The following is a 25,362-nucleotide window of genomic DNA, read 5'->3' as shown; positions in this document are numbered from 1 at the left end:
GACCCGGTAATGGCAAATCACAGCCGTGCAGGCCAACCTGCACAACAAAGCGATTTGATTAACGTCGCTCAGCTGACCGCGCAGTATTACGTGCTGAAACCGGTCGTGGGCAACGCAGAACACGCAGTGAAGTTTGGTACATCTGGCCACCGCGGTAGCGCGGCGCGCCATAGCTTTAACGAACCGCACATTCTGGCTATTGCTCAGGCCATCGCGGAAGAGCGCGCTAAAAACGGCGTTACCGGTCCGTGCTATGTGGGAAAAGATACCCATGCTCTGTCTGAACCGGCGTTCATTTCCGTGCTGGAAGTGCTGACGGCGAATGGCGTTGACGTCATTGTTCAGGAAAATAACGGCTTCACGCCGACCCCTGCGGTCTCTAACGCGATCCTTGTCCACAACAAAAAAGGCGGCGCGCTGGCTGACGGGATTGTGATCACTCCATCACACAACCCGCCGGAAGACGGTGGGATCAAATACAACCCGCCTAACGGTGGACCGGCAGACACGAACGTCACGAAAGTGGTTGAAGATCGTGCCAATGCGCTGCTGGCGGATGGCCTGAAAGGGGTGAAACGCCTCTCTCTGGATGCGGCCATGGCGTCCGGCCATGTGAAAGAGCAGGATCTGGTACAGCCATTTGTGGAAGGTCTGGCGGATATCGTCGATATGGCGGCAATCCAGAAAGCCGGTCTGAAGCTGGGCGTTGACCCTCTCGGCGGCTCCGGTATCGAATACTGGAAACGCATCGCAGAGCATTACAAGCTGAACCTGACCATCGTTAACGATCACGTTGATCAGACCTTCCGCTTTATGCACCTGGATAAAGACGGCGCAATCCGTATGGACTGCTCTTCCGAGTGCGCGATGGCGGGCCTGCTGGCGCTGCGTGATAAATTCGACCTGGCGTTTGCCAACGACCCGGATTATGACCGCCACGGTATTGTCACCCCGGCAGGGCTGATGAACCCGAACCATTATCTTGCGGTTGCCATCAACTACCTGTTCCAGCATCGTCCACAGTGGGGCAAAGAGGTGGCTGTAGGTAAAACGCTTGTCTCCTCGGCGATGATTGACCGCGTGGTTGAGGCGCTGGGCCGTAAGCTGGTGGAAGTACCGGTAGGCTTCAAATGGTTTGTTGACGGTCTGCACGACGGCAGCTTCGGTTTTGGCGGTGAAGAGAGCGCGGGCGCATCCTTCCTGCGTTTCGACGGCACGCCATGGTCCACCGATAAAGACGGGATCATCATGTGCCTGCTGGCGGCGGAAATCACCGCTGTCACCGGTAAAAATCCGCAGGAACACTATAACGAGCTGGCGGCACGCTTTGGCGCGCCAAGCTATAACCGTATTCAGGCTGGCGCGACCTCCGCGCAGAAAGCAGCGCTGTCTAAACTCTCTCCGGAGATGGTCAGTGCCAGCACGCTGGCCGGTGATCCTATCACGGCCCGTCTGACGGCGGCCCCGGGTAACGGTGCCTCAATCGGTGGTCTGAAAGTGATGACCGAAAACGGCTGGTTTGCCGCGCGTCCATCCGGTACGGAAGATGCATACAAAATCTATTGTGAGAGCTTCCTCGGCGACGAACACCGTAAGCTGATTGAGAAAGAAGCGGTAGAGATTGTCAGCGAAGTGCTGAAAAACGCGTAAATCGCGGTGGGCTGATGCCCTCACGATGCAATCAAAACGGCAACCCCAGGGTTGCCGTTTTGCTTTTGCATTAACTGTGTTTATTTTTCAATTCAAACCGCGGTGATACCAGACCGTACAGCGTCCAGCCCATAAAGGTCACCATCGCACCATACAGCATGGCTTCCTGGCCGGAAGAGTAGAGCGCATAGAAGCTGTAAATTGCCCCAATCAGCGCCACAATATTCGCCACCCTCGCTTTGCCTGCGTCCACCTTCGCCACCTTCTGAATGATGACCAGCGCCGCCATCGACAGAATATATGGAATGATATTGGTCACTACCGCCAGGTTGACCAGCACGTTGAACTGGCTGTTCAGCGACGGGCTGATGGTCATCAAAGATAACCCACTCTGGAAGATAACAATCGCCAGCATGCCCTGAACCGGTGCCTCTGCTTTGCTGACCCGGGAGAAGATTTTCGGGAAATACCCTTCGTCAGCGGATGATTTAAAGACCTGAGCAATGGTGAACTGCCAGCCGAGGAGCGAGCCGCAGCAGGACATCACCATCAGCCCCATGATCACTTTCCCGACACCCGGCGTAAACATCTGCGCAAAGGCCAGACCGAACGGTGCCGTGGAACTGGCAAGATCCATGTTCGGTACAATCCCTGCAATCACGTTGGTTGAGACAATGTAAATGGCTGCTGCGCCCAGCGTACCGCCAAGCACGGCAATCGGTACGTTCTTCTCCGGGTTTTCCACCACTTCGGCGTTAGCACACGCAGATTCCAGCCCCAGGAAGGCCCACAGCGTCATGGCGATGGAAGAGCCCACTGCGGTGAAGAACGGAACATGGTGTGGGTTCCAGGAGTTGACGTACAGCGTGGGGCTAAACCAGAACCAGCCGATGATGCACAGCCCAACCACCGGGATAATGACCCCCCAGACGGTAATACTGCTGATCTGTCCGGTAATGCGCGCGCCGCCAAAGTTTGCCACGGTGCAGATCCACAGCACGCCGATGGTGGCCAGCCCGATTTGCACCGGGGTCAGCGCCACACCGAATAGCTCCGTACCGTAACCCACGGCGGAAATGGCAATCGCCACGTTAGCGATCAGCAAAGAGACGCCGTAGGTGTAGTTGGCCATGAAGTTACCGGATTTGCCAAAGGCATATTCGGCGTAGCCGCCCATCCCGCCGGGCTTGCGGCTGAACATACCGCACTTGGCGAATGCCCAGGCCAGTGCCATTGACCCCACTGCGGTCACCATCCAGGAGATAATCGAAATGGTTCCTACTTCCGCAAGCTTGGTGGGTAGCATGATGATCCCGGACCCCATCATGTTTACCATGGTGAGAATGGTCAGCTGCACCACGCCCATTTTATTGGACTTGCTCATAATTTTTCTCCTTTCAGCAGCGATGGCTGAGCGGCAGCGTGTTTGATGACGTTACAACGAACCTGCTTACGACCGTCACACTCCTCAACGTAAACGCCCTGCAGTTCCGGCGCGAAGCCCGGTAAAAGGTTGATACCCTCTTCCAGCGCAGCAAAGTAGCGCAGCACGGAACCGCCCCAGACTTCACCCGGCACAACGCACAATACCCCCGGTGGATAAGGAAGGGCGCCTTCGGCGGCAATGCGACCTTCCGCATCGCGCAGTGAGACCAGCTCGACCTCACCCCGCAGGTAGGCATAGTTCGCCTCTTGCGGGTTCATCATGACGCGCGGGAAGTGAGACTTGCGGAACATCTCTTTTTGCAGCTGCTTCACGTTGTGGCGGGCGTACAGCTCATGCATTTCCTGGCAAATCTGGCGCAGGGTGTAATCTGCATAGCGCTCCGGATACTGTTTACAGACAGAAGGCAGCACCTCTTTTAGAGGGGCATCCGTCTCGAGCAGTTTTTCGAAGCGCACCAGTTGCGCGACCAGTTGCTGCAGTTTGCCCATATCCTCGGCAGGCGTGAGCAGGAACAGGATGGAGTTGAGATCGCATTTTTCCGGCACGATGCCGTTTTCACGCAGGAAGTTGGCGAGAATAGTGGCGGGGACGCCGAAATCCTCGTACTCACCGGTCCGGGCGTTAATACCCGGCGTGGTCAGCAGCAGTTTGCACGGATCGATAAAATACTGATGTTCGGCATAGCCTTCGAAGGCGTGCCAGTGTTCACCGGGCACGAAGTGGAAGAAGCGCAGATCCGTGGCAATCTCAGCGGTGTCCCAGCTTTCCCACGGACGGCCATCAACCAGTTCCGGCACGAACGGGCGAAGATACTGGCAGTTCTGCAGGATCAGCTTACGGGCTTCGATACCGGTCACCACGCAGTCCATCCACATGTTGCGGCCGCTCTGTCCCTCATGCATGCGGGCGTTGATATCCAGTGCAGCAAACAGCGGATAGAACGGGCTGGTGGACGCGTGCATCATGAAGGCATTATTCAGCCGCTTATGCGGAACATAGCGCTGCTGGCCTTTGATGTGGCTGTCCTTCTTGTGGATTTGCGAGGTCTGTGAGAAACCGGCCTGCTGTTTATGGACTGACTGGGTGACCAGGATCCCTGGATCGTTTTCATTCAGCTCCAGCAGCAGCGGAGAGCAATCGGCCATCATCGGTATAAACTGCTCGTAACCCACCCAGGCAGAGTCAAACAGGATGTAGTCGCACAGATGGCCGATGTTATCCACGACCTGGCGAGCGTTATAGATGGTGCCATCGTAGGTACCCAGCTGAATCACCGCCAGGCGGAACGGACGCGCGTCGCGGGCACGGCCCGGCGCCACTTCGGACACCAGCTCACGCAGATAATTCTCCTCGAAGCAGTGGGCGTCGATGCCGCCAATAAAGCCGTACGGGTTACGTGCGGTTTCCAGATAGACCGGCGTTGCGCCCGCCTGAAGAAGTGCTCCATGGTGGTTGGATTTATGGTTGTTGCGATCGAACAGGACCAGGTCGCCCGGAGTGAGAAGGGCGTTGAGCACCACTTTGTTGGACGATGAGGTTCCGTTCAGCACGAAGTAGGTTTTATCGGCATTAAAGACTTTGGCCGCATGTTGCTGCGCAATGCAGGGTGCCCCTTCGTGGATCAGCAGATCGCCCATCGCCACGTCGGCGTTGCACAGGTCTGAGCGGAAAAGGGTTTCGCCAAAGAAATCGACAAACTGATTGCCGGCAGGGTGACGGCGGAAGAATTGCCCGCCCTGGTGACCCGGGCAGTCGAAGGCGCTGTTACCCTGTTTGACATAGTCGACCAGAGCCCGGAAAAACGGCGGACGCAGTTGGGTTTCATACTTCTGCGCGGCCGCTTCCAGTTGGCGTCCGTGGAAGTCGTTGCTGGTGTCTGATGCTTCGAATACGCCGTGGATCCGCGATAAATACTCTGCCGGGATAATTTCTTCTTTATGCGTCGCGACAAAAACAGGAATGCCAAATCCGGTTGCTTCTATTTCTTCTATACGACCAGTGAAAATATCGCTGACGGCCAGAACAATAGCGGCAACATCAATATAATCCGTGGCGTTGATATCAACCAGTTCACGGTGAGTGGTAAAGCAATCAGGGCAGGCGCGGCTGGCTGCAATTTTTAAACTTTTCATCTTTCTCTCTTTATTTTAGGTAATAACAGTCCCTCGATTTCTTGCAGAAAAGAAATCGATAATATGCCGGAAAACAGCAAAAGGAGGCCGCTGATTAAAAAAATCAGTAATGCGTTTTTTGCTGAATAGAATTCAGTCCGCCCGGTCGCGGATGAGCCTGAATTAAGATGAATGAGCGCACGGGTTCACAGGCAAAGGCCTGTAAAATAGGGTGTTTCAGGATAACCTGTAAGCGTGTGCGCCAGAAGTCGAAGGACTACCGGGCATTAAAGATATGAAAGTCAAAACAGTTTCGGTGGGCAAACATCATGATATGAGTTGTCCGCCTTATATGGGGCATTAAACGATTATTGTTTTCCATGTTTCATTTCCTTTCAGTAATTGAAAGCATGGACATTTTATCCTGGAAAAAGCGATTAACTGTGAAACAGATCACCGTTAACCGATCAAATCAGAAATAAATATTCGCTTTTGATGAATATCGCAGATCAAAATGCTGATATGTTGATGTTGCGTTAACGGATTGTATTATGAATGTGCTGAATGGACATAAACATACCAAAAAATAACCCGGAGATTATTTTTCGCGTATTTTATGGGAGGGTAGATTTTTATTTAAAAATAAACTGAATAGTTATTCAAAGCATGAACCGATAACCGATACCGGTTTCAGTTAATAAATGACGAGGACGCGCGGGGTCAACTTCCAGTTTTTGTCGAAGGTGTCCCATATATATGCGTAAATAGTGACTATGTTCCACGGCGTTTGGCCCCCACACCTGACTCAACAGCTGGCGCTGGGTGAGTACCTTACCGTGATTATTGAGCAAAACGGCGAGTAGCCGAAACTCGATGGGGGTGAGATGGATTTCCTCTTCACCGCGAACAATGCGCCGTGCTGCCAGATCAACCCGAATATCACCAAACGTGTATGTTGGGTCGGCAGGGGTGGTGGCGCTGTGACGACGCAGCGCGACACGAAGGCGAGCCTGCAGTTCGCCAATACCAAAAGGCTTAATCAGATAGTCATCCGCTCCGGCATCCAGCGCCGCGATTTTATCCGACTCTTCGGTACGGGCTGACAGCACCAGAATGGGCATCTGACTCCACTGTCGAACCTCACGAATAAAATCGATGCCGTCGCCATCCGGCAGGCCGAGATCGAGGATCACCAGATCAGGTTTGCGCGTGGCCGCTTCAATCAAACCCCGCTGGAGCGTGCCGGCGTCATGAACGCGCAGACCATCGCCTTCCAGCGCAGCACGCAGAAACCGGCTAATGGCGATCTCATCTTCAACAATCAGAACGTTGATCACAAATCCTCTGGTAATTCATTAAGTTCTGGCGGGGCTTCCAGAGGAAGTTTAACACAAAAACGTGCGCCGCCTTCCGGGCGATTCTCCGCCGAAATGGTACCGCCATGAACGTCAATAATCGCCTGGCAAATCGCCAGACCCAGACCCACGCCGGGAATGGCCGACTCTTTATTACCGCGGGCAAATTTCTCGAAAATAGCGAACTCCTGTCCGGCAGGGATACCCGGCCCGGTATCCCAGACGTCAAGCCGTAGCGTGTGATCTTCCACCGTGGCATCCACCCCAATCCGGGCGTTTGCTCCTGCGTATTTGCCGGCATTTTCCAGCAGATTGATCAGCACGCGTTCAAACAGCGGGCCATCAACGTGAATTAACGTCAGCGGTTCGGGCATGTTCAGCGCAATATGGCGCCCACCGAGGCCCGGCTCCAGCATTTTCAAAGCGCTACCCACCACCTCTTCGAGCGTGAGCCACTCTTTTTTGAGGTTAAATCCGCCCGACTGAATACGCGCCATATCAAGCAGATTATTTACCAGGCGTGTGGTGTTCAGCACATGCTGGCGGATCTCGCTGGCCTGCAACGCATGTTTCGAGCCTTCCGCTGCCAAATCCAGCGTCAAAATTTCTGACTGGCCAAACAGCACGGTGAGTGGGGTGCGAAGGTCGTGGGAGAGGGCGGCCAGCAATGAGTTACGAATGCTCTCGCGCTCGCTTGCCAGACGGGCCTGTTCTTCGCTGGCGGTAAGCGCCAGCCGTTCCAGTGCGCTTGCCACCAGCAGGGTAAATGTCTCCAGCAATCGCTGCTGTTCGGGGATCATCAGCTGGCGCAGATTCGAAGGTTCAACGATCACCAGCCCCTGATTTTTATCGGCACTGCGCAGCGGCAGAATTTGATACGGTACGCCGGGCAGGGTGTCCGTCCCTGCACCCGCAGGGAGTCCTTTATCAAAGCTCCAGCGCGCAATGGCTTCATCCCAGGGCGTCATGCCTGAGGCCGAGGTCAGCGGGCGCAGTTTCCCGTGTTCGTCCGGGAGTAAAATCAGGTTGCTGGCGTGAAAGGTCGAGCGGATAAACTGCTCGCTGGTCTGCACAATATCCAGCGGCGTACGGCCAACCGCCAGCGATTTAGACATCTCATAAAGATGCCGTGTGCGCTGTTCGCGGTAGCGCGCGATACGGGCCTGATAGCGCACACCCGCCGTCAGATTACCGATCACCAGCCCAACGGTAAGCATCACGGCAAAGGTGAGAATGTACTGCACATCCGAAACGGCGAGCGTTCCGCGGGGCGCGATAAAGAACAGATCGAAGCTGATGACGTTGATGAACGTCGCCAGTACTGAGGGCCAGCGCCCGTAAAAGAGCGCCACCACGACCACGCCGAGCAGGTAGATCATCACCAGATTGGCCGCATCGAAGGCAATCAGCCAGTGGCTGGCAATCACGGTGATCAGCGCGCAGAGCACGACGGCGACAAGACAGCCGCGGATCTGAATTCGCCATTTATCATTAAAAGTGCGGCTGTCCGGTGCGCGGTTGGGTAAAGGGGTGGGTTTGTCATCCAGTGCGACAATTACCAGATCGAGGTCGGGAGCACGCCGGGCCAGTTTGTCAGCAAAGGATTCGCGGCTAAACCAGCGACGATGCTGACGACGGCCAATGACAATTTTCCCGAGGTTGTGCTCACGCGCGTAGCGCAGAATGGCTTTATCTTCCTGGGGATCGGAGAGGGTGGCGGTTTCTGCGCCCAGCTCCTGTGCCAGACGCAGCGAACTTAAGATCGCGCGGCGCTGGTTTTCAGGCAGCGCGTGAAGCTGCGGCGTCTCGACATAGACCGCATGCCAGACGCTACCAAACTTGGCCGCCAGACGCGCTGCGGTGCGGACGAGCTTTTCATTGCCGCTGCCGTGACCCACACACAGCAGAATGGCATCCCGCGTATGCCAGACGCGCTCCTGCCCTTGCAGGTCACGCCAGGCGCGCATCTGATCGTCCACGCGATCCGCCGTGCGACGCAGGGCCAGCTCGCGCAGGGCTATCAGGTTGCCTTTGCGAAAGAAATGTTCGATGGCGCGTTCGGCCTGACCTGCAATATAGACTTTTCCTTCATGCAGTCGCTGGCGCAGATCGTCTGGAGGCAGATCGACCAGCACCACTTCGTCCGCAGAGTCGAAAAAGGGATCGGGTACGGTTTCGCGAACCTGAATCCCGGTCACGCCGCTGACCACGTCGTTCAGGCTTTCGAGATGCTGAACATTTACCGTGGTGAAAACATCAATGCCTGCTTCAAGCAGCTCTTCAACGTCCTGCCAGCGTTTGGGGTGGCGCGAGCCTGAAGCATTACTGTGTGCCAGTTCGTCCATCAGGATAAGCGCGGGCCTGCGGGCGAGGGCGGCGTCGAGATCGAACTCCGTGACCAGACGCCCACGATGGCTGATACGGCGAGGCGGCTGTGTCGCCAGCCCCTTCAACAGTGCTGCCGTCTCTTTCCGGCCGTGGGTTTCCACCACGCCGATAAGAATATCGAGCCCCTGCGCCCGAAGCCGCTGGGCTTCTGTCAGCATGGCGAAGGTTTTCCCGACGCCAGCACAGGCGCCGAAGAAGATTTTCAGTTTGCCGCGATGGGCTTCAGCCGTCTGTTCGAGCAGCCTGTCCGGATCCGGGCGCATGGGCTCGTCGGTCATTTAGTTTTTCCTTAGCGCGTCCAGCGCCAGATTCAGCTCAACAATATTCACCACGGGCATGGCGATGAAGCTGACCAGCGGTTTTTGCGTATACTCTGCGACCAGCTTGCTCACCTGTTCCACCGTCAGCTGACGGGCCGCTGCGACGCGGGGGATCTGCCATGCCACCGCTTTCGGCGTCAGGCTGTAGTCCAGCCCGCTCGCAGAGGCCGTCACCAGTTCCACAGGCACCTCCCGGCTGGCCTGTGGATTTGCGGCGCGCAGGGCAGCTACACGTTCGGCAATGGCTTTATCCAGCTCCGGGTTGCTGCCGGCCAGGTTACTGCCACCGGATGCCATCGGATTATACGGGCTTTCGGCAGTGGCGGAAGGGCGTCCCTGGAAGTAACGGGCGTCGGTAAAATTCTGTCCAATCAGACGCGAACCGCGGTTTTCACCGTTTTGCACGATCAGCGAGCCGTTGGCCTGATCCTTAAACCACCACTGGCCCAGCGCGGTGGTCACCAGCGGGTAAAGCCCGCCGGTAATAAGCGACAACAGAATAAACAGAAGTATAGCGGGACGTAACATCGTCATTTGATTCACCTTTTAAACCAGCCCAAACAGCGTCAACAGCAGGTCGATAACCTTGATACCGATGAAGGGGACAATCAGCCCACCCAGCCCGTAAATCCACAGGTTGCGGCGCAGCATGGCGGCCGCGGTCAGCGGTTTATAGCTCACCCCTTTGAGCGCCAGCGGGATCAGGAAGACAATAATCAGGGCGTTAAAAATAACCGCACTGAGAATGGCTGATGCTGGCGAGTGCAGATGCATCACGTTCAGCGCATTAAGCTGCGGATAGGTGGCCGCAAACGCCGCGGGAATGATGGCAAAGTATTTTGCGACGTCGTTGGCGATACTGAACGTTGTCAGTGAACCGCGCGTCATCAGCATCTGCTTACCGATGTGCACAACTTCAATCAGCTTGGTCGGGTTCGAGTCGAGGTCGACCATGTTGCCCGCCTCTTTCGCCGCCTGGGTACCGGAGTTCATGGCCACCGCCACGTCGGCCTGCGCTAGGGCAGGGGCATCGTTGGTGCCATCACCCGTCATCGCCACCAGGCGACCTTCCGCCTGATACTGACGAATTAATGCCAGCTTGGCTTCAGGCGTTGCCTCCGAGAGAAAATCATCCACGCCCGCTTCGGCAGCAATCGCGGCGGCGGTCAGACGGTTGTCCCCGGTGATCATCACCGTTTTGATCCCCATTTTCCGCAACTGGGCAAAGCGCTCTTTGATCCCGCCTTTTACGATATCCTTCAGCGAAATCACTCCCAGCACATGTGCCCCTTCAGCCACCACCAGCGGCGTCGCGCCCTGACGTGCCACGCTCTCGACCAGGTTGTCCACTTCTGGTGGGAAATGACCATTGTTGGCTTCAATGTGGCGACGAATTGCGTCGACGGAGCCTTTACGGATCATGCGGTCCTGAATGTTGATGCCGCTCATTCGGGTTTGTGCCGTGAAGGGAACGAAAGTCGCATGGAGACTCTGAACGTCGCGCTGGCGCAGGTTAAAGCGCTGCTTGGCGAGGATCACGATACTGCGGCCTTCCGGCGTTTCATCGGCGAGGGAAGAGAGTTGCGCCGCATCCGCCAGCGTTTTTTCATCCACGCCGGGGGCAGGTAAGAACTCTGACGCCTGGCGGTTACCGAGGGTAATTGTCCCGGTTTTATCCAGCAGCAGAACGTCTACATCCCCTGCGGCCTCTACCGCACGTCCGCTGGTCGCGATGACGTTCGCGCCCAGCATACGGCTCATACCGGCCACGCCGATGGCCGACAGCAGCCCCCCGATGGTGGTCGGGATCAGGCAGACCAGCAGCGCCACCAGGACGGTGGTGGTGACCGCGGTACCGCCGTAAGCGGAGAATGGCCACAACGTGGCGGTTGCCAGCAGAAAGACAATCGTCAGCGCCACCAGCAGGATGGTCAGGGCAATTTCGTTTGGTGTTTTACGACGCTGCGCGCCTTCCACCATGGCAATCATACGGTCAAGGAAGGTTTCACCCGGGTTGACGCTACACTGGATCACCAGCCAGTCGGAGAGAATGCGTGTCCCGCCCGTTACGGAGGCGAAATCACCCCCGGATTCACGTATGACGGGAGCGGATTCCCCGGTGATGGCACTTTCATCTACCGACGCGCCGCCTTCAATGACTTCACCGTCGCAGGGAATAATGTCCCCGGCTTCGACCAGCACCACGTCACCTTTACGCAGTTCATCTGCCGGGACATGGTCCATCTGGGCACCGTATTTCGGTTCGCGTAATTTGCGCGCAAAAGCGGTCTTTTTCACCCCTTTGAGGCTATTGGCCTGCGCTTTGCTGCGGCCTTCCGCCAGCGCTTCCGCAAAGTTGGCAAACAGTACGGTGAACCACAGCCACAGGCTGATAGCGCCGGTGAACGTCGCATTCCCCTGCAGATGACCCGTTCCCATGGCAATCGCCAGCGCGGTGGTGAGTAAACTCCCTATCCAGACGATAAACATCACCGGGTTGTGCCACTGCACGCGCGGGCTCAACTTTTTCACCGCATCCATGAGGGCCTGTCGAACTAACGACGGTTCAAACAGGGCCATTTGTTTACGACTCATGACAAATTCTCCGCAAAATCAGCGTAAAGAGAGGTATTCCGCGACCGGGCCTAACGCGAGGGCGGGGATAAAGGTCAGGGCGCCGACCAGCAGCACGGTACCGGCCAGCAGTCCGATAAACAGCGCGCCGTGGGTCGGCAACGTACCGCTGGTGGTCGGTTGAATTTTTTTGCTCACCAGCGACCCGGCAATCGCCAGCACCGGCACAATGACCCCGAAACGGCCCACGAACATGCAGAACGCCAGCAGACAGTTCCAGAACGGTGAGTTAGCGCTTAAGCCTGCGAAGGCACTACCGTTATTGTTAGAAGCAGAAGAGACGGCATAAAGCACTTCGCTAAAGCCGTGGATGCCAGGGTTGAAGATGCCGCTGCGTCCGGCCTCCGTCATCAGTGCCAGTGCGGTACCAGCCAGCACGAGGGCGGGGGTGACCAGAATCGCCAGCGCGGTTAACTTCATCTCACGGACATCGATTTTTTTGCCCAGATATTCCGGGGTGCGACCAATCATCAGGCCCGCAATGAACACCGCCAGCAGAACAAACAGCAGCATGCCGTAAAGACCTGAGCCTACGCCGCCGAATACCACTTCACCGATCTGCATCAGCCACATCGGGATCATGCCGCCCAGTGCCGTGAAGGAGTCGTGCATAGCATTGACCGCCCCGCAGGATGCCGCCGTCGTGACCACGGCATAAAGGCTACTGGCGAGAATGCCAAAGCGGCTCTCTTTCCCTTCCATATTCATGGTGCCGTCAGCGCCCAGCGTCAGGAAATGCGGGTTACCTTGCCATTCGGCCCACATCACCAGCGCAACACAGACGACAAAGATGAGCGACATGGTCCAGAGCAGGGTGCGACCCTGACGACGATCGTTCACCACATCGCCAAAAGCAAAGCACAGCGCTGCGGGGATCAGGAAGATCGCCAGCATTTGCACAGCGTTGGTCAGTGCCGTTGGGTTTTCAAACGGATGCGATGAGTTGGCATTGAAGAAACCGCCACCATTCGTACCGAGCATCTTAATGGCTTCCTGTGAGGCCACAGGCCCCATCGGCAGAAGCTGTTTTGCCCCTTCAAGCGAGGTATAAGGCGCGTAAGGCAGCAGGTTTTGCAGCGTACCTTGCTGAATAAAGAACAGCGCGATGAGCAGAGCAATCGGAAGTAAGACCCACAGAGTAATGCGCGTGAGATCAACCCAGGCATTGCCCAGCGTACCCATATTCTGACGTGCAAACGCACGCGTCAGCGCGAAGACAACCGCGATGCCGCTGGCTGCTGAGAGGAAATTTTGTACGGTTAATCCCACCATCTGGCTGAAGTAGCTCAGCGTGGTTTCGCCGGCGTAGGATTGCCAGTTGGTATTGGTGACAAAGCTGACGGCCGTATTAAGCGCAAGATGCCAGGACAGGCCCGGTAACTGTTGCGGGTTCAGCGGCAGGCTACCCTGCAACATCAGCATGACAAAGAGCGCGACCAGCCCAACGATATTCAGCAGCAGAATAGCGACCAGATACTGACGCCAGTTCATCTCCTGATCGCGTATTCCCAGTACGCGCCAGATCCCTTTTTCGATACTTCCCGTACCCGGTAAGGACACGTTGTTGATCAGCCGCGCGAGCCCCGTTCCCAGCGGTCTGGCAAGCACCAATAAGACCAGTAAAAAGCTGGCTATAAGTAAAAACGCCTGAGCAGCCATCAGAAGGCCTCCGCATTAATCAGGGCGTATACCAGATAACCCAATAACAGGAACACCAGCACGATGCCGGTAATCAGACCTGCACTCACAATCCACCTCCGAGTGACATTTGTATTTGTGTTAACGGTAGGATTTATGGCGCAAAGATTTCGCAAAAATCGGCAGGGTGGGTGTAAAAAAAGTATAAAAATGGAAAAGGCACAATTTAACTGTTGGTAAGTAAGTCGTTAACTTTTTTGTAACTTACTTACGGCGGAAATGTAAATATTCACTAAATGGATGAAAATAACTGGTCTGATGAGTAGTAAAATTACAAGCAAAGCGGTATTATTTTAGCCAGATCACAGATTTCAAATTTTCCGGAGCATGTTTCCGGCCAACTATAGGGGAGAAAATATGGATCTTTATAAAGCGTATCCGGCTCATATCGTTTTCATGCGTCGCACTTTCGCCGTAGTGGCTGGCGTGCTGGCCCTGCCGGTGATGCTCTTCTGGAAAGACCGCGCACGTTTTTATAGCTATTTGCACCGCGTCTGGGCCAAAACCAGCGAGAAGCCGGTGTGGATGGATCAGGCCGAGAAAGCGACCTGCGATTTTTACTGATACAAAGACGACACACAGCAATAAAAAAAACCGCCTACAGCAATGTGGCGGTTTTTTTTATCCCTCAGGATCCGCGGTCCGTTGGGCCGTTTTTGGGCTCTCGTCAGAGCGTGTGTCCACCGACTTATCACCGGTGGTGAACGGTGGAGTGGTTAGCAGCAGGGACCGCATGATGAAACGCTCTTTTTGCATTGCGTTCATTGTCGCCAGCGTACTCGTGGTAAGACGTGATGAACCGACAGTGTTTATTGCTTTTACCATGATGGCGCAAGATACGTAGCGTTAAGGCCGCCCCGGGCGGCCTTTTTTATTTCATCGCGTCTACACTTCATGGCAAAGTAGATAAAAGCCAGCCGCATTTTCTCTTTAGTGGCATGGCCTTACGGACATAATGGATAATTGCCAGGAGTTTTATGCCCACCCATCTGGTTTGGTTTCGCGCGGACCTGCGCGTACATGACAATCTCGCCCTTGCGGCTGCCTGCCGCTCCCCGGAAGCCCGCGTGCTGGCGGTGTTTATCGCCACCCCCGGGCAGTGGCAGCAGCATGCTATGGCACCACGCCAGGCGGCTTACCTCAGCTCACATCTGAATGGCTTGCAGTGTTCGCTTGCCGAAAAAGGGATCCCGCTCATTTATAAAGAGGTCAGTGACTTCTCCGCGCAATGCCAGGCTGTGAAGGCAATCTGTGAGCAGTACGCTGTCACCCACCTTTTTTACAACTATCAGTACGAATTCAATGAACGTCAGCGGGATCGTCAGCTGGAGAAAATCCTGCAGGATGTAGAGTGTCAGGGTTTTGATGACAGCGTCATGCTGCCGCCGGGCAGTGTCATGACCGGCAACCACGAGATGTATAAAGTCTTTACGCCGTTTAAAAATGCCTTCATTAAAAGACTGAAGGAGGCGCTGCCGGAATGTGTGGCTGCACCCACCGTGAGGGGAGAGGCCATAACGGAGATACCCGAGCGGGAGTTTGACTATCCGCAACAGGCGTTTGATGAGACTCTGTTCCCGGCTACCGAAAAAAACGCTATCGCGAAGCTGCGCCAGTTTTGTAAAGCGGGCGCAGGCGATTACGACGCGCGCAGGGATTTTCCCGCGACAGAGGGCACCAGCCGTTTATCGGCCTGTCTGGCGCTGGGCGTGCTCTCTCCGCGCCAGTGTCTGCATCGTCTTCTGGCGGAACAACCGCAGGCACTGGACGGGGGCCCCGGCTCCGTCTGGCTTAACGAACTTATCTGGCGCGAGTTTTATCGCCATTTGATGACGTATCACCCTGATTTATGTAAGCATCGTCCGTTTATACCCTGGACTGATAACGTAAACTGGCAACACAACGAGAGCCACTTACAGGCCTGGCAGAAAGGCGAAACGGGCTTCCCGATTGTTGATGCCGCGATGCGCCAGCTCAATGAAACCGGATGGATGCACAACCGGCTGCGAATGATTACCGCCAGCTTCCTGGTGAAAGATCTGCTTATCGACTGGCGTGTCGGGGAGCGGTATTTTATTTCTCAGCTGATCGATGGCGATCTGGCGGCGAATAACGGCGGCTGGCAGTGGGCGGCGTCCACCGGAACCGACGCCGCGCCCTATTTCCGTATTTTTAATCCTGCCACGCAGGGACAAAAATTTGATGCAGACGGCGAGTTTATCCGCCGCTGGTTGCCCGCGCTGAGCAATGTCCCTGCAAAAGCGATCCACGACCCGTGGGCATGGGCGGATAAACAGGGCGTGAAGCTCGATTATCCCCGTCCGATTGTTGACCATAAACAGGCGCGTGTCGCCACGCTGGCGGCGTACGAGGCCGCCCGCAAAGCTTAAGAGAGTAATGATGAAAAACAGCGAACTGGAAAGCCTGATTAACGAAAAACTGAACAGCGTCTCCTTCAGCGATTACGGCCCGAACGGCCTCCAGGTTGAAGGACGCGAAACGGTGCAGAAAATTATCACTGGCGTGACGGCAAGCCAGGCGCTGCTGGACGAAGCTGTCCGTCAGGAAGCGGATGCCGTTATTGTCCATCACGGTTATTTCTGGAAAAACGAAGCACCGATCATTCGCGGTATGAAGCGAAACCGCCTGAAAACGCTGCTGGCAAATGATATCAACCTGTACGGTTACCATCTGCCGCTGGATGCGCACCCGGAGCTGGGCAATAACGTACAGCTCGCGCAGCTGTTGGGGATTACCGTCATGGGTGAAATTGAGCCGCTGGTGCCCTGGGGAGAGCTGGCCATGCCGGTGCCCGGCTTGGAGCTGGCCTCATGGATTGAAGCGCGTCTGGGACGCCGTCCGCTCTGGTGCGGTGACACCGGTCCGGACACGGTGAAACGGGTTGCCTGGTGTACTGGTGGTGGTCAGGGCTTTATTGACAGCGCGGCACGCTTTGGTGTCGACGCCTTCATCACTGGAGAAGTGTCCGAGCAGACCGTCCATTCGGCGCGTGAACAAGGTCTGCATTTTTACGCGGCAGGTCACCATGCCACCGAGCGTGGCGGAATTCGCGCCCTCAGTGAATGGCTGACCGAAAATACCGATCTGGATGTCACGTTTATTGATATCCCTAACCCGGCCTGATGAGAGGTATCTGAGTGCAGCGAGCGCGTTGTTATCTTCTGGGGGAAACGGCAGTGGTTCTGGAGCTGGAACCGCCAGTGACCCTTGCCACGCAAAAGCGTATCTGGCGGCTAACGCAGCGCCTGGCCGATGTGCCTGAAGTGGTTGAAGCGATTCCGGGTATGAATAACATCACCGTGGTGCTGCGTAATCCGCATACGCTGGCGCTGGATGCTATTGAACGTTTGCAGCGCTGGTGGGAAGAGAGCGAGGCGCTGGAGCCGGATTCCCGGACAATTGAGATCCCGGTGGTGTATGGCGGCGAGCATGGACCCGATCTTGGCGTGGTGGCGGAACACTGCGGATTAACGGAAAAGCAGGTGGTTGAATTGCACGCCTGCGTTGATTACGTGGTCTGGTTCTTAGGTTTCCAGCCGGGCTTCCCCTATCTGGGGGGGCTCTCACCGCAGTTGCATACGCCGCGTCGCGCCGAACCCCGCCTGAGCGTGCCGGCGGGCACGGTGGCTATCGGTGGTGAGCAGACCGGCATTTATCCTCTGACGTCACCGGGGGGCTGGCAGCTTATCGGGCATACGTCCAGGCCGTTATTTGAACCAGGGCAGGAGGTTCCCATACTCCTTCGTCCCGGCGATACCCTGCGCTTTATCCCGCAGAAGGAGGGGGTATGTTAACGCTGATTCGCGCCGGGCTTTACACGTCCGTACAGGATGCCGGCCGCTTTGGCATGCGCCAGTCGGGCGTGAGCTACTGTGGTGCGCTGGACAGGCCTGCGCTGGAGATTGCTAACGTGCTGGTGGGCAACCCTGGCAGCACGGCGGCACTCGAAATTACGCTTGGCCAGTGTGTGATTGAATTCGGCGAGGAGACCTGGTTTGCCTTAACCGGGGCCGCCTGTGACGCCGAGCTGGATGGCAAAGCGGTCTGGACAGGCTGGCGGCTGCGGGCGAAAGCCGGGCAGCGTCTGACCCTCAAACGTCCTGTGCACGGCGTGCGAAGCTATCTTGCGGTCGCAGGAGGGATTGATGTGCCAGAGGTGCTGGGTTCATCCAGTACCGATCAGAAAGCCGGCATTGGCGGTCATGAAGGGCGCCTGCTGCGTGACGGCGATCGTCTGGCGGTTAACCCCTCAACGCGCCACTTCTCGACGGCCCAGGGGGTAAAACAGCTGTTATGGACCAACCAAATCCGTGCCTTACCGGGGCCGGAATATCAGGAGTTCGATGAAGTCGCTCAGGAGACGTTCTGGCGTTCGCCGTGGAAGATCAGCCCGCAAAGTAACCGTATGGGATACCGCCTGCAGGGGCAGCCATTGACCCGTACGACAGATCGGGAATTGCTCTCACACGGTTTATTACCTGGTGTCATTCAGGTGCCGGGTAACGGTCAGCCGATCGTGCTGATGAACGATGCGCAAACCACGGGGGGATACCCGCGTATTGCCTGCATCATTGAAGCAGATCGCTACCATCTGGCGCAAATTCCTCTCGGACAGCCGATTCATTTTGTGCAATGTTCGCTGGAGGAGGCGCTGAAGGCACGCCAGGATCAGCAGCGTTATCTGGAACAACTGGCATGGAGGCTCGATGGCAAAGATTGATTTAAACGCCGATCTGGGTGAGGGCGGAAGTGCCGATGCTGAACTGATGACGCTGGTCTCTTCGGTCAATATTGCCTGCGGGTTTCACGCGGGTGACGCGCAAACCATGCTGGACAGCGTGCGTAATGCGATTAAGCACGGCGTGGCGATAGGGGCACATCCCAGTTTTCCTGACAGGGATAATTTTGGCCGCACGGCAATGGATCTCCCTCCTGAGACGGTGTATGCCCAGACGCTTTATCAAACGGGCGCGCTGGAGGCGATTGTGCGTTCCCAGCAGGGCGTGCTGCGCCATGTGAAACCCCACGGCATGCTCTACAATCAGGCGGCCAAAGATCCGGCTCTCGCGGATGCCATTGCCCGCGCGGTGCGGGACTGCAACCCGCAGCTCATCCTGGTGGGGCTGGCGGGGAGCGAGCTTATTCGCGCGGGACAGCGGCTGGGGTTAACCACCCGTCAGGAAGTTTTTGCTGACAGAGGGTATCAGCCGGACGGCAGCCTGGTTCCCCGTTCACTGCCCGGTGCGCTTATTACCGATGAATCACAGGCGCTGGCGCAAACGCTGGCGATGGTATGTGAGGGCTCGGTAAAGGCAATTGATGGTTCAACGGCCAGAGTCCAGGCGGATACGGTGTGTTTACACGGCGATGGTGAGCATGCGCTGCAGTTTGCACGCCGCTTACGGACGGCCTTTGCGGAGCAGGGTATTCTCGTGAGTGCATGACATAACGATAAGGACAGAAAAATGCCTGAAGGCCCGGAGATCCGCCGTGCAGCGGATAGCCTCGAGGCGGCGATAAAGGGCAAACCGCTGACGGATGTCTGGTTTGCTTTTCCTCAACTGAAACCGTTTGAAGCCCAGCTGGTGGGTCAGACGGTGACGCACATTGAAACGCGCGGCAAAGCGCTGCTCACGCATTTCTCCCATAACCTGACGTTATATAGCCATAATCAGCTGTACGGCGTTTGGCGCGTGGTGAAGGCAAACGAGCAGCCGCAAACTACCCGCGTGCTGCGCGTCAGGCTACAGACGGCAGACAACGCGATTCTGCTCTACAGCGCATCCGATATCGAAATGTTAACGCCAGAGCAGCTGCTCACTCATCCGTTCCTGCAGCGCGTCGGGCCGGATGTGCTGGATATCAGCCTGACCCCGGGCGAGGTGAAAGCCCGTCTGGTGTCACCTCGGTTTCGTAACCGACAGTTTTCCGGACTGTTGCTCGATCAGGCGTTTCTGGCTGGATTAGGAAATTACCTGAGGGTGGAGATCCTCTGGGAGGTGGGCCTGGCGGCGCAGCATAAGGCATCGCAACTCAGTGATGAACAGCTGGAGGCGTTATCCCACGCACTGCTGGATATCCCGCGCCTGTCGTACAATACGCGTGGCGTGGTGGATGACAGCAAGCACCATGGGGCATTGTTCCGCTTTAAGGTGTTTCATCGTGAAGGGAAGGCGTGCGAGCGGTGCGGCGGGTTAATTGCGAAAACCACGCTGTCGTCGAGACCGTTTTACTGGTGTCCGCACTGCCAGAAGTAAAATGAAAACGGTAACCCAGGGGGTTACCGTTTTTAATGTCTTCACTCTCTCGGAGTAAGAGAGGGATGGGGTGAGGACATCAGGCCACACCCCGTTAACATCAGCGTTTGATGTCAGACTTAAAATCACGCTGCTCGTAGCCAGTATACAGCTGACGAGGACGGGCGATTTTCATGCCTTCGCTGTGCATTTCGTTCCAGTGCGCAATCCAGCCAACGGTACGTGCCATGGCGAAGATCACGGTGAACATGGAAGACGGAATGCCCATCGCTTTCAGAATAATGCCAGAGTAGAAATCGACGTTCGGGTAGAGTTTCTTCTCGATGAAGTACGGGTCGTTCAGCGCGATGTGCTCAAGCTCCATCGCCACTTCCAGCAGGTCGTCTTTTGTACCCAGCTCTTTCAGCACTTCGTGGCATGTTTCACGCATAACGGTAGCGCGTGGGTCGTAGTTTTTGTACACACGGTGACCGAAGCCCATCAGACGGAAGGAGTCATTCTTGTCTTTCGCGCGACGCACGAATTCAGGAATGTGCTCAACGGAGCTGATCTCTTCCAGCATCTTCAGTGCCGCTTCGTTCGCGCCGCCGTGCGCCGGTCCCCACAGGGAGGCGATACCCGCAGCGATACAGGCGAACGGGTTCGCGCCTGAAGAGCCTGCGGTACGGACGGTGGAGGTGGAGGCGTTCTGTTCGTGGTCGGCGTGCAGGATCAGAATACGGTCCATCGCACGTTCCAGTACCGGGTTCACTTCGTACTCTTCACACGGTGTGGAGAACATCATGCGCAGGAAGTTACCGGCGTAGGAGAGGTCGTTACGTGGATAAACAAACGGCTGGCCGATGGAGTATTTGTAACACATCGCTGCCATTGTCGGCATTTTGGACAGCAGGCGGAACGCCGCGATATCGCGGTGACGTGGATTATTCACGTCCAGCGAGTCGTGGTAGAACGCTGCCAGCGCGCCGGTAATACCGCACATCACCGCCATTGGGTGAGAATCACGACGGAAAGCATGGAACAGACGAGTAATCTGCTCATGAATCATAGTGTGACGGGTGACGGTGGTTTTGAATTCATCGTATTGTGCCTGCGTCGGTTTTTCGCCGTTCAGCAGGATGTAGCACACTTCCAGATAGTTGGATTCGGTGGCTAACTGATCGATGGGGAAGCCGCGATGGAGCAGGATACCTTCGTCACCATCAATGAAGGTGATTTTGGATTCGCAAGATGCGGTAGAGGTAAATCCAGGGTCGAAGGTGAATACACCTTTAGAACCCAGCGTACGGATATCAATAACATCCTGACCGAGCGTGCCTTTTAGCACATCCAGTTCAACAGCAGTGTCACCATTTAGGGTGAGCGTTGCCTTTGTATCAGCCATTTACGGTCTCCTTAGCGCCTTATTGCTTAAGACTGCCAATTACCGGATTTGCATTCTGCTGATTTCTCACCGTTACCAGTTTGTTATTTGGCTTACCGCTCAGCTCACGAGGAGAAACCAGGGTACAGAGCTATGGCGCCTTGCAGGTAAAAACATGAAAAATCAGTGAAACAACAGCAAATCAGTGTCTTCGCAGTCCGAATTATTCAAACCTGTATATCACTAATAACTGTCCTGATAACTTCGGTCAATACCATCACACTGTTACATAACTATTTGTCAGGTGAAAGTGAGACCTCATAACTTTTGCGCATTATATGCCTTTTCTGATGACGTTTGTAACAATATTGTTTAACATTTGTCAAATCAGATGATTAAAAATTAAAAAGATGTTGTTATCGTGACCCTGATCACTGTTCCAGAGAAAACCCGACAAACTGTATGTAGGTTAATTGTAATGATTTTGTGAACGGCCTATACTGCCGCCAGGTCTCCGGAACACCCTGCAATCCCGAGCCACCCAGCGTTGTAACGTGTCGTTTTAGCATTTGGAAGCAATGTTTTGCATGACGCGCAGTTATAGAAAAGGAACGCTGTCTGACCCGCATCGCAGTCCGGAGGAAGGAAACAATAAGAACAGCATGTGGGCGTTATTCATGATAAGAAATGTGAAAAAACAAAGACCTGTCAATCTGGATCTCAAAACGATCCGGTTCCCTGTAACAGCAATAGCGTCCATTCTGCACCGCGTTTCTGGTGTGATTACGTTTGTGGCGGTCGGCATTCTGCTGTGGTTACTGGGTACCAGCCTCTCTTCTCCTGAAGGATTCCTCCAGGCCTCTGCCATCATGAACAGCTTCTTCGTGAAATTTATCATGTGGGGCATTCTGACTGCGCTGGCGTACCACGTTGTCGTGGGCATTCGTCATATGCTGATGGACTTTGGCTACCTGGAAGAGACTTTCGAAGCCGGTAAACGCTCCGCTAATATTTCATTTGTATTGACTGTCGTGCTTTCACTTCTCGCAGGAGTTCTCGTATGGTAAGCAACGCCTCCGCATTAGGACGCAACGGCGTACATGACTTCATTCTGGTCCGTGCTACCGCCATCGTTCTCACCCTTTATATCATCTATATGATTGGTTTCTTCGCGACCAGCGGCACGCTGACGTGGGAAATCTGGAGTGGGTTCTTCGGATCTGCCTTCACCAAAGTGTTCACCCTGCTGGCTCTGTTCTCCATCCTTATTCATGCCTGGATTGGTATGTGGCAGGTGTTGACCGATTACGTTAAACCACTGGCGATTCGCCTTCCTCTGCAGCTGGTCATTGTCGTTGCACTGGTGGTTTACGTTATTTATGGATTCGTTGTGGTGTGGGGTGTGTAATGAAACTGCCAGTCAGAGAATTTGATGCTGTTGTGATTGGTGCTGGTGGCGCAGGTATGCGTGCAGCACTGCAAATTTCCCAGAGCGGCCAGACCTGTGCGCTGCTCTCTAAAGTCTTCCCGACCCGTTCCCACACTGTCTCCGCGCAGGGCGGTATTACCGTTGCGCTGGGCAATTCCCATGAAGATAACTGGGAATGGCACATGTATGACACGGTCAAAGGTTCCGACTACATCGGCGACCAGGATGCTATCGAATATATGTGTAAGACTGGCCCGGAAGCGATTCTGGAGCTGGACCACATGGGTCTGCCGTTCTCCCGTCTGGAAAATGGCACCATTTATCAGCGTCCGTTTGGCGGCCAGTCGAAAAACTTCGGCGGCGAGCAGGCGGCACGTACCGCAGCTGCGGCTGACCGTACCGGTCACGCACTGCTGCACACGCTGTATCAACAGAACCTGAAAAACCACACGACTATTTTCTCCGAGTGGTATGCGCTGGATCTGGTGAAAAACGCCGATGGCGCCGTTGTAGGTTGTACCGCGCTGTGTATTGAAACCGGTGAAGTGGTCTACTTCAAAGCGCGTGCTACCGTGCTGGCGACCGGCGGTGCAGGCCGTATTTATCAATCTACCACCAACGCCCACATCAACACCGGTGACGGCGTAGGTATGGCTATCCGCGCCGGCGTACCGGTGCAGGATATGGAAATGTGGCAGTTCCACCCAACCGGCATCGCCGGTGCCGGCGTGCTGGTAACAGAAGGCTGCCGTGGTGAAGGGGGTTACCTGCTGAACAAACACGGCGAGCGCTTCATGGAGCGTTATGCCCCGAATGCGAAAGACCTGGCGGGTCGTGACGTGGTGGCGCGTTCCATCATGATCGAAATCCGTGAAGGCCGCGGCTGTGACGGCCCATGGGGTCCACACGCGAAGCTGAAACTCGACCATCTGGGTAAAGAGGTTCTGGAATCACGTCTGCCAGGCATTCTGGAGCTGTCTCGTACCTTCGCGCACGTCGATCCAGTGAAAGAGCCTATCCCGGTAATCCCAACCTGTCACTACATGATGGGCGGTATTCCGACCAAAGTGACCGGCCAGGCGCTGACCGTGAACGAGCAGGGTGAAGACGTTGTTATCCCGGGCCTGTTTGCCGTCGGTGAAATTGCCTGCGTATCCGTACACGGTGCAAACCGTCTGGGCGGGAACTCCCTGCTTGACCTGGTGGTATTTGGTCGTGCGGTAGGTCTGCATCTGCAAGAGTCTATTGCCGAGCAGGGTGCGCTGCGTGATGCCACCGACGATGAAATTGATGCGTCGCTTGAGCGTCTGAACCGCTGGAACGGCAACCGTAATGGTGAAGATCCGGTGGAAATCCGCAAAGCGCTGCAGGAATGTATGCAGCACAACTTCTCGGTATTCCGTGAAGGGGATGCGATGGCCAAAGGTCTTGAGCAGCTGAAAGCGATCCGCGAGCGTCTGAAAAATGCCCGTCTGGACGACACGTCCAGCGAGTTCAATACCCAGCGCGTTGAGTGTCTGGAGCTGGATAACCTGATGGAAACGGCGTTCGCTACCGCGATGTCGGCAAACTTCCGTACCGAGAGCCGTGGCGCGCATAGCCGCTTCGACTTCCCGGATCGTGACGATGAAAACTGGCTGTGCCATTCCCTGTATCTGCCAGAGTCGGAATCCATGACGCGTCGTAGCGTCAATATGGAACCGAAACTGCGTCCGGCGTTCCCGCCGAAGATTCGTACTTACTAATGCGGAGACAGGATAATGAAACTCGAATTCTCAGTTTATCGTTATAACCCGGATGTAGATGATGCTCCGCGTATGCAGGATTACACCCTGGAAGCGGAAGAAGGCCGTGACATGATGCTGCTGGATGCCTTAATCCAGCTGAAAGAAAAAGATCCGACACTGTCGTTCCGTCGCTCATGCCGTGAAGGCGTTTGTGGCTCTGACGGTGTGAACATGAACGGTAAAAATGGTCTGGCCTGCATCACGCCAATTTCAGCGTTGCAGCGCGCGGGTCAGAAAATTGTTATCCGTCCTTTGCCTGGTCTGCCAGTCGTTCGTGATTTGGTGGTAGACATGGGGCAATTCTATGCACAATATGAGAAGATTAAGCCTTACTTATTGAATAATGGGCAAAATCCACCGGCTCGTGAGCACTTACAGTCTCCTGAGCAGCGTGAAAAACTCGATGGTTTGTACGAGTGTATTCTCTGTGCATGTTGCTCGACCTCTTGCCCGTCGTTCTGGTGGAACCCGGACAAGTTTATCGGCCCGGCCGGTCTGTTGGCTGCCTATCGCTTCCTGATCGATAGCCGCGACACCGAAACCGACAGTCGTCTGGAAGGACTGAGTGATGCTTTCAGCGTATTCCGCTGCCATAGCATCATGAACTGCGTCAGTGTATGTCCTAAGGGACTGAACCCGACGCGCGCCATCGGCCATATTAAGTCGATGCTGCTGCAGCGCAGTGCATAAGTAACAGGAGGGGAGCGTTGTTCCCCTCACTCTGACCCTCTCCTGACAGGAGAGGGGATAAAATGTAGGAAACCTCTAAAAACTGCCCCGAGGTGCAGACAGTTTTTAAAGGTTCCTTCGCGAGCCCAAGACAACATAAGAGCTCGCAGGTGAACCCCGGCACGTACGTGTTGTACGTGGTAGTTTCTACGGCGAAAGTAAGCATAAAAATG

At 55.5% G+C, this 25,362-nt stretch carries 22 protein-coding genes; 12 read left to right on the top strand and 10 right to left on the bottom strand.

Annotated features, from left to right (window positions below; genetic code table 11):
• Positions 1–9 precede the first annotated feature (9 nt).
• Positions 10–1,650 carry a phosphoglucomutase (alpha-D-glucose-1,6-bisphosphate-dependent) gene (gene pgm, locus HV157_RS07075; RefSeq protein WP_020884976.1) on the top strand — a complete coding sequence of 547 codons (1,641 nt, stop codon included), beginning with the start codon at positions 10–12 and terminating at the stop codon, positions 1,648–1,650.
• 70 nt (positions 1,651–1,720) lie between these two features.
• On the opposite strand, the gene potE is transcribed toward pgm, so the two are convergent.
• From potE to kdpF, 9 genes are all read right to left on the bottom strand, one after another.
• Positions 1,721–3,034, bottom strand: coding sequence for a putrescine-ornithine antiporter (gene potE / locus HV157_RS07070; protein ID WP_014169152.1), 1,314 nt, complete (start codon positions 3,032–3,034; stop codon positions 1,721–1,723).
• On the bottom strand, positions 3,031–5,229 hold the full coding sequence (speF, locus tag HV157_RS07065) for an ornithine decarboxylase SpeF (RefSeq protein WP_020884975.1): 2,199 nt from the start codon (positions 5,227–5,229) through the stop codon (positions 3,031–3,033). Before speF ends, potE begins: the two co-directional genes overlap by 4 nt.
• Positions 5,230–5,485: 256 nt before the next feature.
• Positions 5,486–5,590, bottom strand: a complete 105-nt coding sequence (speFL, locus tag HV157_RS07060; RefSeq protein ID WP_106503839.1) for a leader peptide SpeFL — start codon at positions 5,588–5,590, stop codon at positions 5,486–5,488.
• 277 nt (positions 5,591–5,867) lie between these two features.
• Positions 5,868–6,545, bottom strand: a complete 678-nt coding sequence (gene kdpE / locus HV157_RS07055; RefSeq protein ID WP_014169154.1) for a two-component system response regulator KdpE — start codon at positions 6,543–6,545, stop codon at positions 5,868–5,870.
• Positions 6,542–9,229 (bottom strand): two-component system sensor histidine kinase KdpD, encoded by a 2,688-nt coding sequence (gene kdpD, locus HV157_RS07050; RefSeq protein WP_014169155.1) that lies wholly within the window; start codon positions 9,227–9,229, stop codon positions 6,542–6,544. The genes kdpE and kdpD overlap by 4 nt, the downstream gene beginning before the upstream one ends.
• Positions 9,230–9,805: a potassium-transporting ATPase subunit KdpC gene (kdpC, locus tag HV157_RS07045; RefSeq protein ID WP_040016941.1), complete on the bottom strand. Its 576-nt coding sequence runs from the start codon at positions 9,803–9,805 to the stop codon at positions 9,230–9,232.
• A 12-nt stretch (positions 9,806–9,817) separates the two neighbouring features.
• A complete protein-coding gene (gene kdpB / locus HV157_RS07040) occupies positions 9,818–11,866 on the bottom strand; it encodes a potassium-transporting ATPase subunit KdpB (RefSeq protein WP_040016942.1) in 2,049 nt (682 codons plus the stop codon).
• An 18-nt stretch (positions 11,867–11,884) separates the two neighbouring features.
• Complete coding sequence (kdpA, locus tag HV157_RS07035) at positions 11,885–13,564, bottom strand: potassium-transporting ATPase subunit KdpA (RefSeq protein WP_020884973.1); 1,680 nt, start codon at positions 13,562–13,564, stop codon at positions 11,885–11,887.
• Positions 13,564–13,653: a K(+)-transporting ATPase subunit F gene (kdpF, locus tag HV157_RS07030; protein ID WP_015386886.1), complete on the bottom strand. Its 90-nt coding sequence runs from the start codon at positions 13,651–13,653 to the stop codon at positions 13,564–13,566. The genes kdpA and kdpF overlap by 1 nt, the downstream gene beginning before the upstream one ends.
• A gap of 307 nt (positions 13,654–13,960) precedes the next feature.
• Between kdpF and HV157_RS07025 the strand changes: the two genes are divergently transcribed.
• The 7 genes from HV157_RS07025 to nei all read left to right on the top strand — a co-directional run bounded on the left by HV157_RS07025 (position 13,961) and on the right by nei (position 19,881).
• The gene (locus HV157_RS07025; RefSeq protein WP_014883027.1) at positions 13,961–14,167 is read left to right on the top strand and encodes a YbfA family protein; all 207 of its coding nucleotides are present in this window, start codon (positions 13,961–13,963) and stop codon (positions 14,165–14,167) included.
• A gap of 413 nt (positions 14,168–14,580) precedes the next feature.
• A complete protein-coding gene (gene phrB / locus HV157_RS07020) occupies positions 14,581–15,993 on the top strand; it encodes a deoxyribodipyrimidine photo-lyase (protein WP_182268353.1) in 1,413 nt (470 codons plus the stop codon).
• Between the two features lie 10 nt (positions 15,994–16,003).
• A complete protein-coding gene (locus HV157_RS07015; RefSeq protein ID WP_182268354.1) occupies positions 16,004–16,747 on the top strand; it encodes a type 2 GTP cyclohydrolase I in 744 nt (247 codons plus the stop codon).
• Between the two features lie 14 nt (positions 16,748–16,761).
• Entirely contained in the window at positions 16,762–17,418 is a 657-nt protein-coding gene (pxpB, locus tag HV157_RS07010; RefSeq protein ID WP_014169163.1) for a 5-oxoprolinase subunit PxpB, read from the top strand.
• Complete coding sequence (gene pxpC, locus HV157_RS07005) at positions 17,412–18,344, top strand: 5-oxoprolinase subunit PxpC (protein WP_014169164.1); 933 nt, start codon at positions 17,412–17,414, stop codon at positions 18,342–18,344. The genes pxpB and pxpC overlap by 7 nt, the downstream gene beginning before the upstream one ends.
• Positions 18,331–19,068, top strand: a complete 738-nt coding sequence (pxpA, locus tag HV157_RS07000) for a 5-oxoprolinase subunit PxpA (RefSeq protein ID WP_014169165.1) — start codon at positions 18,331–18,333, stop codon at positions 19,066–19,068. Before pxpC ends, pxpA begins: the two co-directional genes overlap by 14 nt.
• A gap of 21 nt (positions 19,069–19,089) precedes the next feature.
• Positions 19,090–19,881: an endonuclease VIII gene (gene nei / locus HV157_RS06995; RefSeq protein ID WP_182268355.1), complete on the top strand. Its 792-nt coding sequence runs from the start codon at positions 19,090–19,092 to the stop codon at positions 19,879–19,881.
• Between the two features lie 100 nt (positions 19,882–19,981).
• Here the strand turns inward: nei and HV157_RS06990 are convergent, their stop codons facing one another.
• Entirely contained in the window at positions 19,982–21,265 is a 1,284-nt protein-coding gene (locus tag HV157_RS06990; protein ID WP_014169167.1) for a citrate synthase, read from the bottom strand.
• Between the two features lie 641 nt (positions 21,266–21,906).
• On the opposite strand from HV157_RS06990, the gene sdhC reads away from it, so the two are divergent.
• The 4 genes from sdhC to sdhB are packed head-to-tail and all read left to right on the top strand — an operon-like array spanning position 21,907 to position 25,150.
• Complete coding sequence (gene sdhC / locus HV157_RS06985; RefSeq protein ID WP_025204654.1) at positions 21,907–22,311, top strand: succinate dehydrogenase cytochrome b556 subunit; 405 nt, start codon at positions 21,907–21,909, stop codon at positions 22,309–22,311.
• Positions 22,305–22,652 carry a succinate dehydrogenase membrane anchor subunit gene (gene sdhD / locus HV157_RS06980; RefSeq protein ID WP_010428702.1) on the top strand — a complete coding sequence of 116 codons (348 nt, stop codon included), beginning with the start codon at positions 22,305–22,307 and terminating at the stop codon, positions 22,650–22,652. Before sdhC ends, sdhD begins: the two co-directional genes overlap by 7 nt.
• On the top strand, positions 22,652–24,418 hold the full coding sequence (gene sdhA, locus HV157_RS06975; protein ID WP_014883036.1) for a succinate dehydrogenase flavoprotein subunit: 1,767 nt from the start codon (positions 22,652–22,654) through the stop codon (positions 24,416–24,418). The genes sdhD and sdhA overlap by 1 nt, the downstream gene beginning before the upstream one ends.
• Positions 24,419–24,433: 15 nt before the next feature.
• On the top strand, positions 24,434–25,150 hold the full coding sequence (gene sdhB / locus HV157_RS06970) for a succinate dehydrogenase iron-sulfur subunit SdhB (protein ID WP_014169170.1): 717 nt from the start codon (positions 24,434–24,436) through the stop codon (positions 25,148–25,150).
• Positions 25,151–25,362: the final 212 nt, after the last annotated feature.

This window comes from Enterobacter sp. RHBSTW-00318 (genome assembly GCF_014101375.1).
Taxonomy (GTDB): domain Bacteria; phylum Pseudomonadota; class Gammaproteobacteria; order Enterobacterales; family Enterobacteriaceae; genus Enterobacter; species Enterobacter ludwigii.
Note: the sequence above shows the minus strand (reverse complement) of the source record. Positions and strands in the feature narration are given on the sequence as shown.

Bases quoted from the DNA above. Each gene is read 5' to 3' on its own strand.
- pgm (WP_020884976.1), top strand. From the start codon at position 10: ATGGCAAATCACAGCCGTGCAGGCCAACCTGCACAACAAAGCGATTTG.
- potE (WP_014169152.1), bottom strand. From the start codon at position 3,034: ATGAGCAAGTCCAATAAAATGGGCGTGGTGCAGCTGACCATTCTCACC.
- speF (WP_020884975.1), bottom strand. From the start codon at position 5,229: ATGAAAAGTTTAAAAATTGCAGCCAGCCGCGCCTGCCCTGATTGCTTT.
- speFL (WP_106503839.1), bottom strand. From the start codon at position 5,590: ATGGAAAACAATAATCGTTTAATGCCCCATATAAGGCGGACAACTCAT.
- kdpD (WP_014169155.1), bottom strand. From the start codon at position 9,229: ATGACCGACGAGCCCATGCGCCCGGATCCGGACAGGCTGCTCGAACAG.
- kdpC (WP_040016941.1), bottom strand. From the start codon at position 9,805: ATGACGATGTTACGTCCCGCTATACTTCTGTTTATTCTGTTGTCGCTT.
- kdpB (WP_040016942.1), bottom strand. From the start codon at position 11,866: ATGAGTCGTAAACAAATGGCCCTGTTTGAACCGTCGTTAGTTCGACAG.
- kdpA (WP_020884973.1), bottom strand. From the start codon at position 13,564: ATGGCTGCTCAGGCGTTTTTACTTATAGCCAGCTTTTTACTGGTCTTA.
- HV157_RS07025 (WP_014883027.1), top strand. From the start codon at position 13,961: ATGGATCTTTATAAAGCGTATCCGGCTCATATCGTTTTCATGCGTCGC.
- phrB (WP_182268353.1), top strand. From the start codon at position 14,581: ATGCCCACCCATCTGGTTTGGTTTCGCGCGGACCTGCGCGTACATGAC.
- HV157_RS07015 (WP_182268354.1), top strand. From the start codon at position 16,004: ATGAAAAACAGCGAACTGGAAAGCCTGATTAACGAAAAACTGAACAGC.
- pxpC (WP_014169164.1), top strand. From the start codon at position 17,412: ATGTTAACGCTGATTCGCGCCGGGCTTTACACGTCCGTACAGGATGCC.
- pxpA (WP_014169165.1), top strand. From the start codon at position 18,331: ATGGCAAAGATTGATTTAAACGCCGATCTGGGTGAGGGCGGAAGTGCC.
- nei (WP_182268355.1), top strand. From the start codon at position 19,090: ATGCCTGAAGGCCCGGAGATCCGCCGTGCAGCGGATAGCCTCGAGGCG.
- HV157_RS06990 (WP_014169167.1), bottom strand. From the start codon at position 21,265: ATGGCTGATACAAAGGCAACGCTCACCCTAAATGGTGACACTGCTGTT.
- sdhC (WP_025204654.1), top strand. From the start codon at position 21,907: ATGTGGGCGTTATTCATGATAAGAAATGTGAAAAAACAAAGACCTGTC.
- sdhD (WP_010428702.1), top strand. From the start codon at position 22,305: ATGGTAAGCAACGCCTCCGCATTAGGACGCAACGGCGTACATGACTTC.
- sdhA (WP_014883036.1), top strand. From the start codon at position 22,652: ATGAAACTGCCAGTCAGAGAATTTGATGCTGTTGTGATTGGTGCTGGT.
- sdhB (WP_014169170.1), top strand. From the start codon at position 24,434: ATGAAACTCGAATTCTCAGTTTATCGTTATAACCCGGATGTAGATGAT.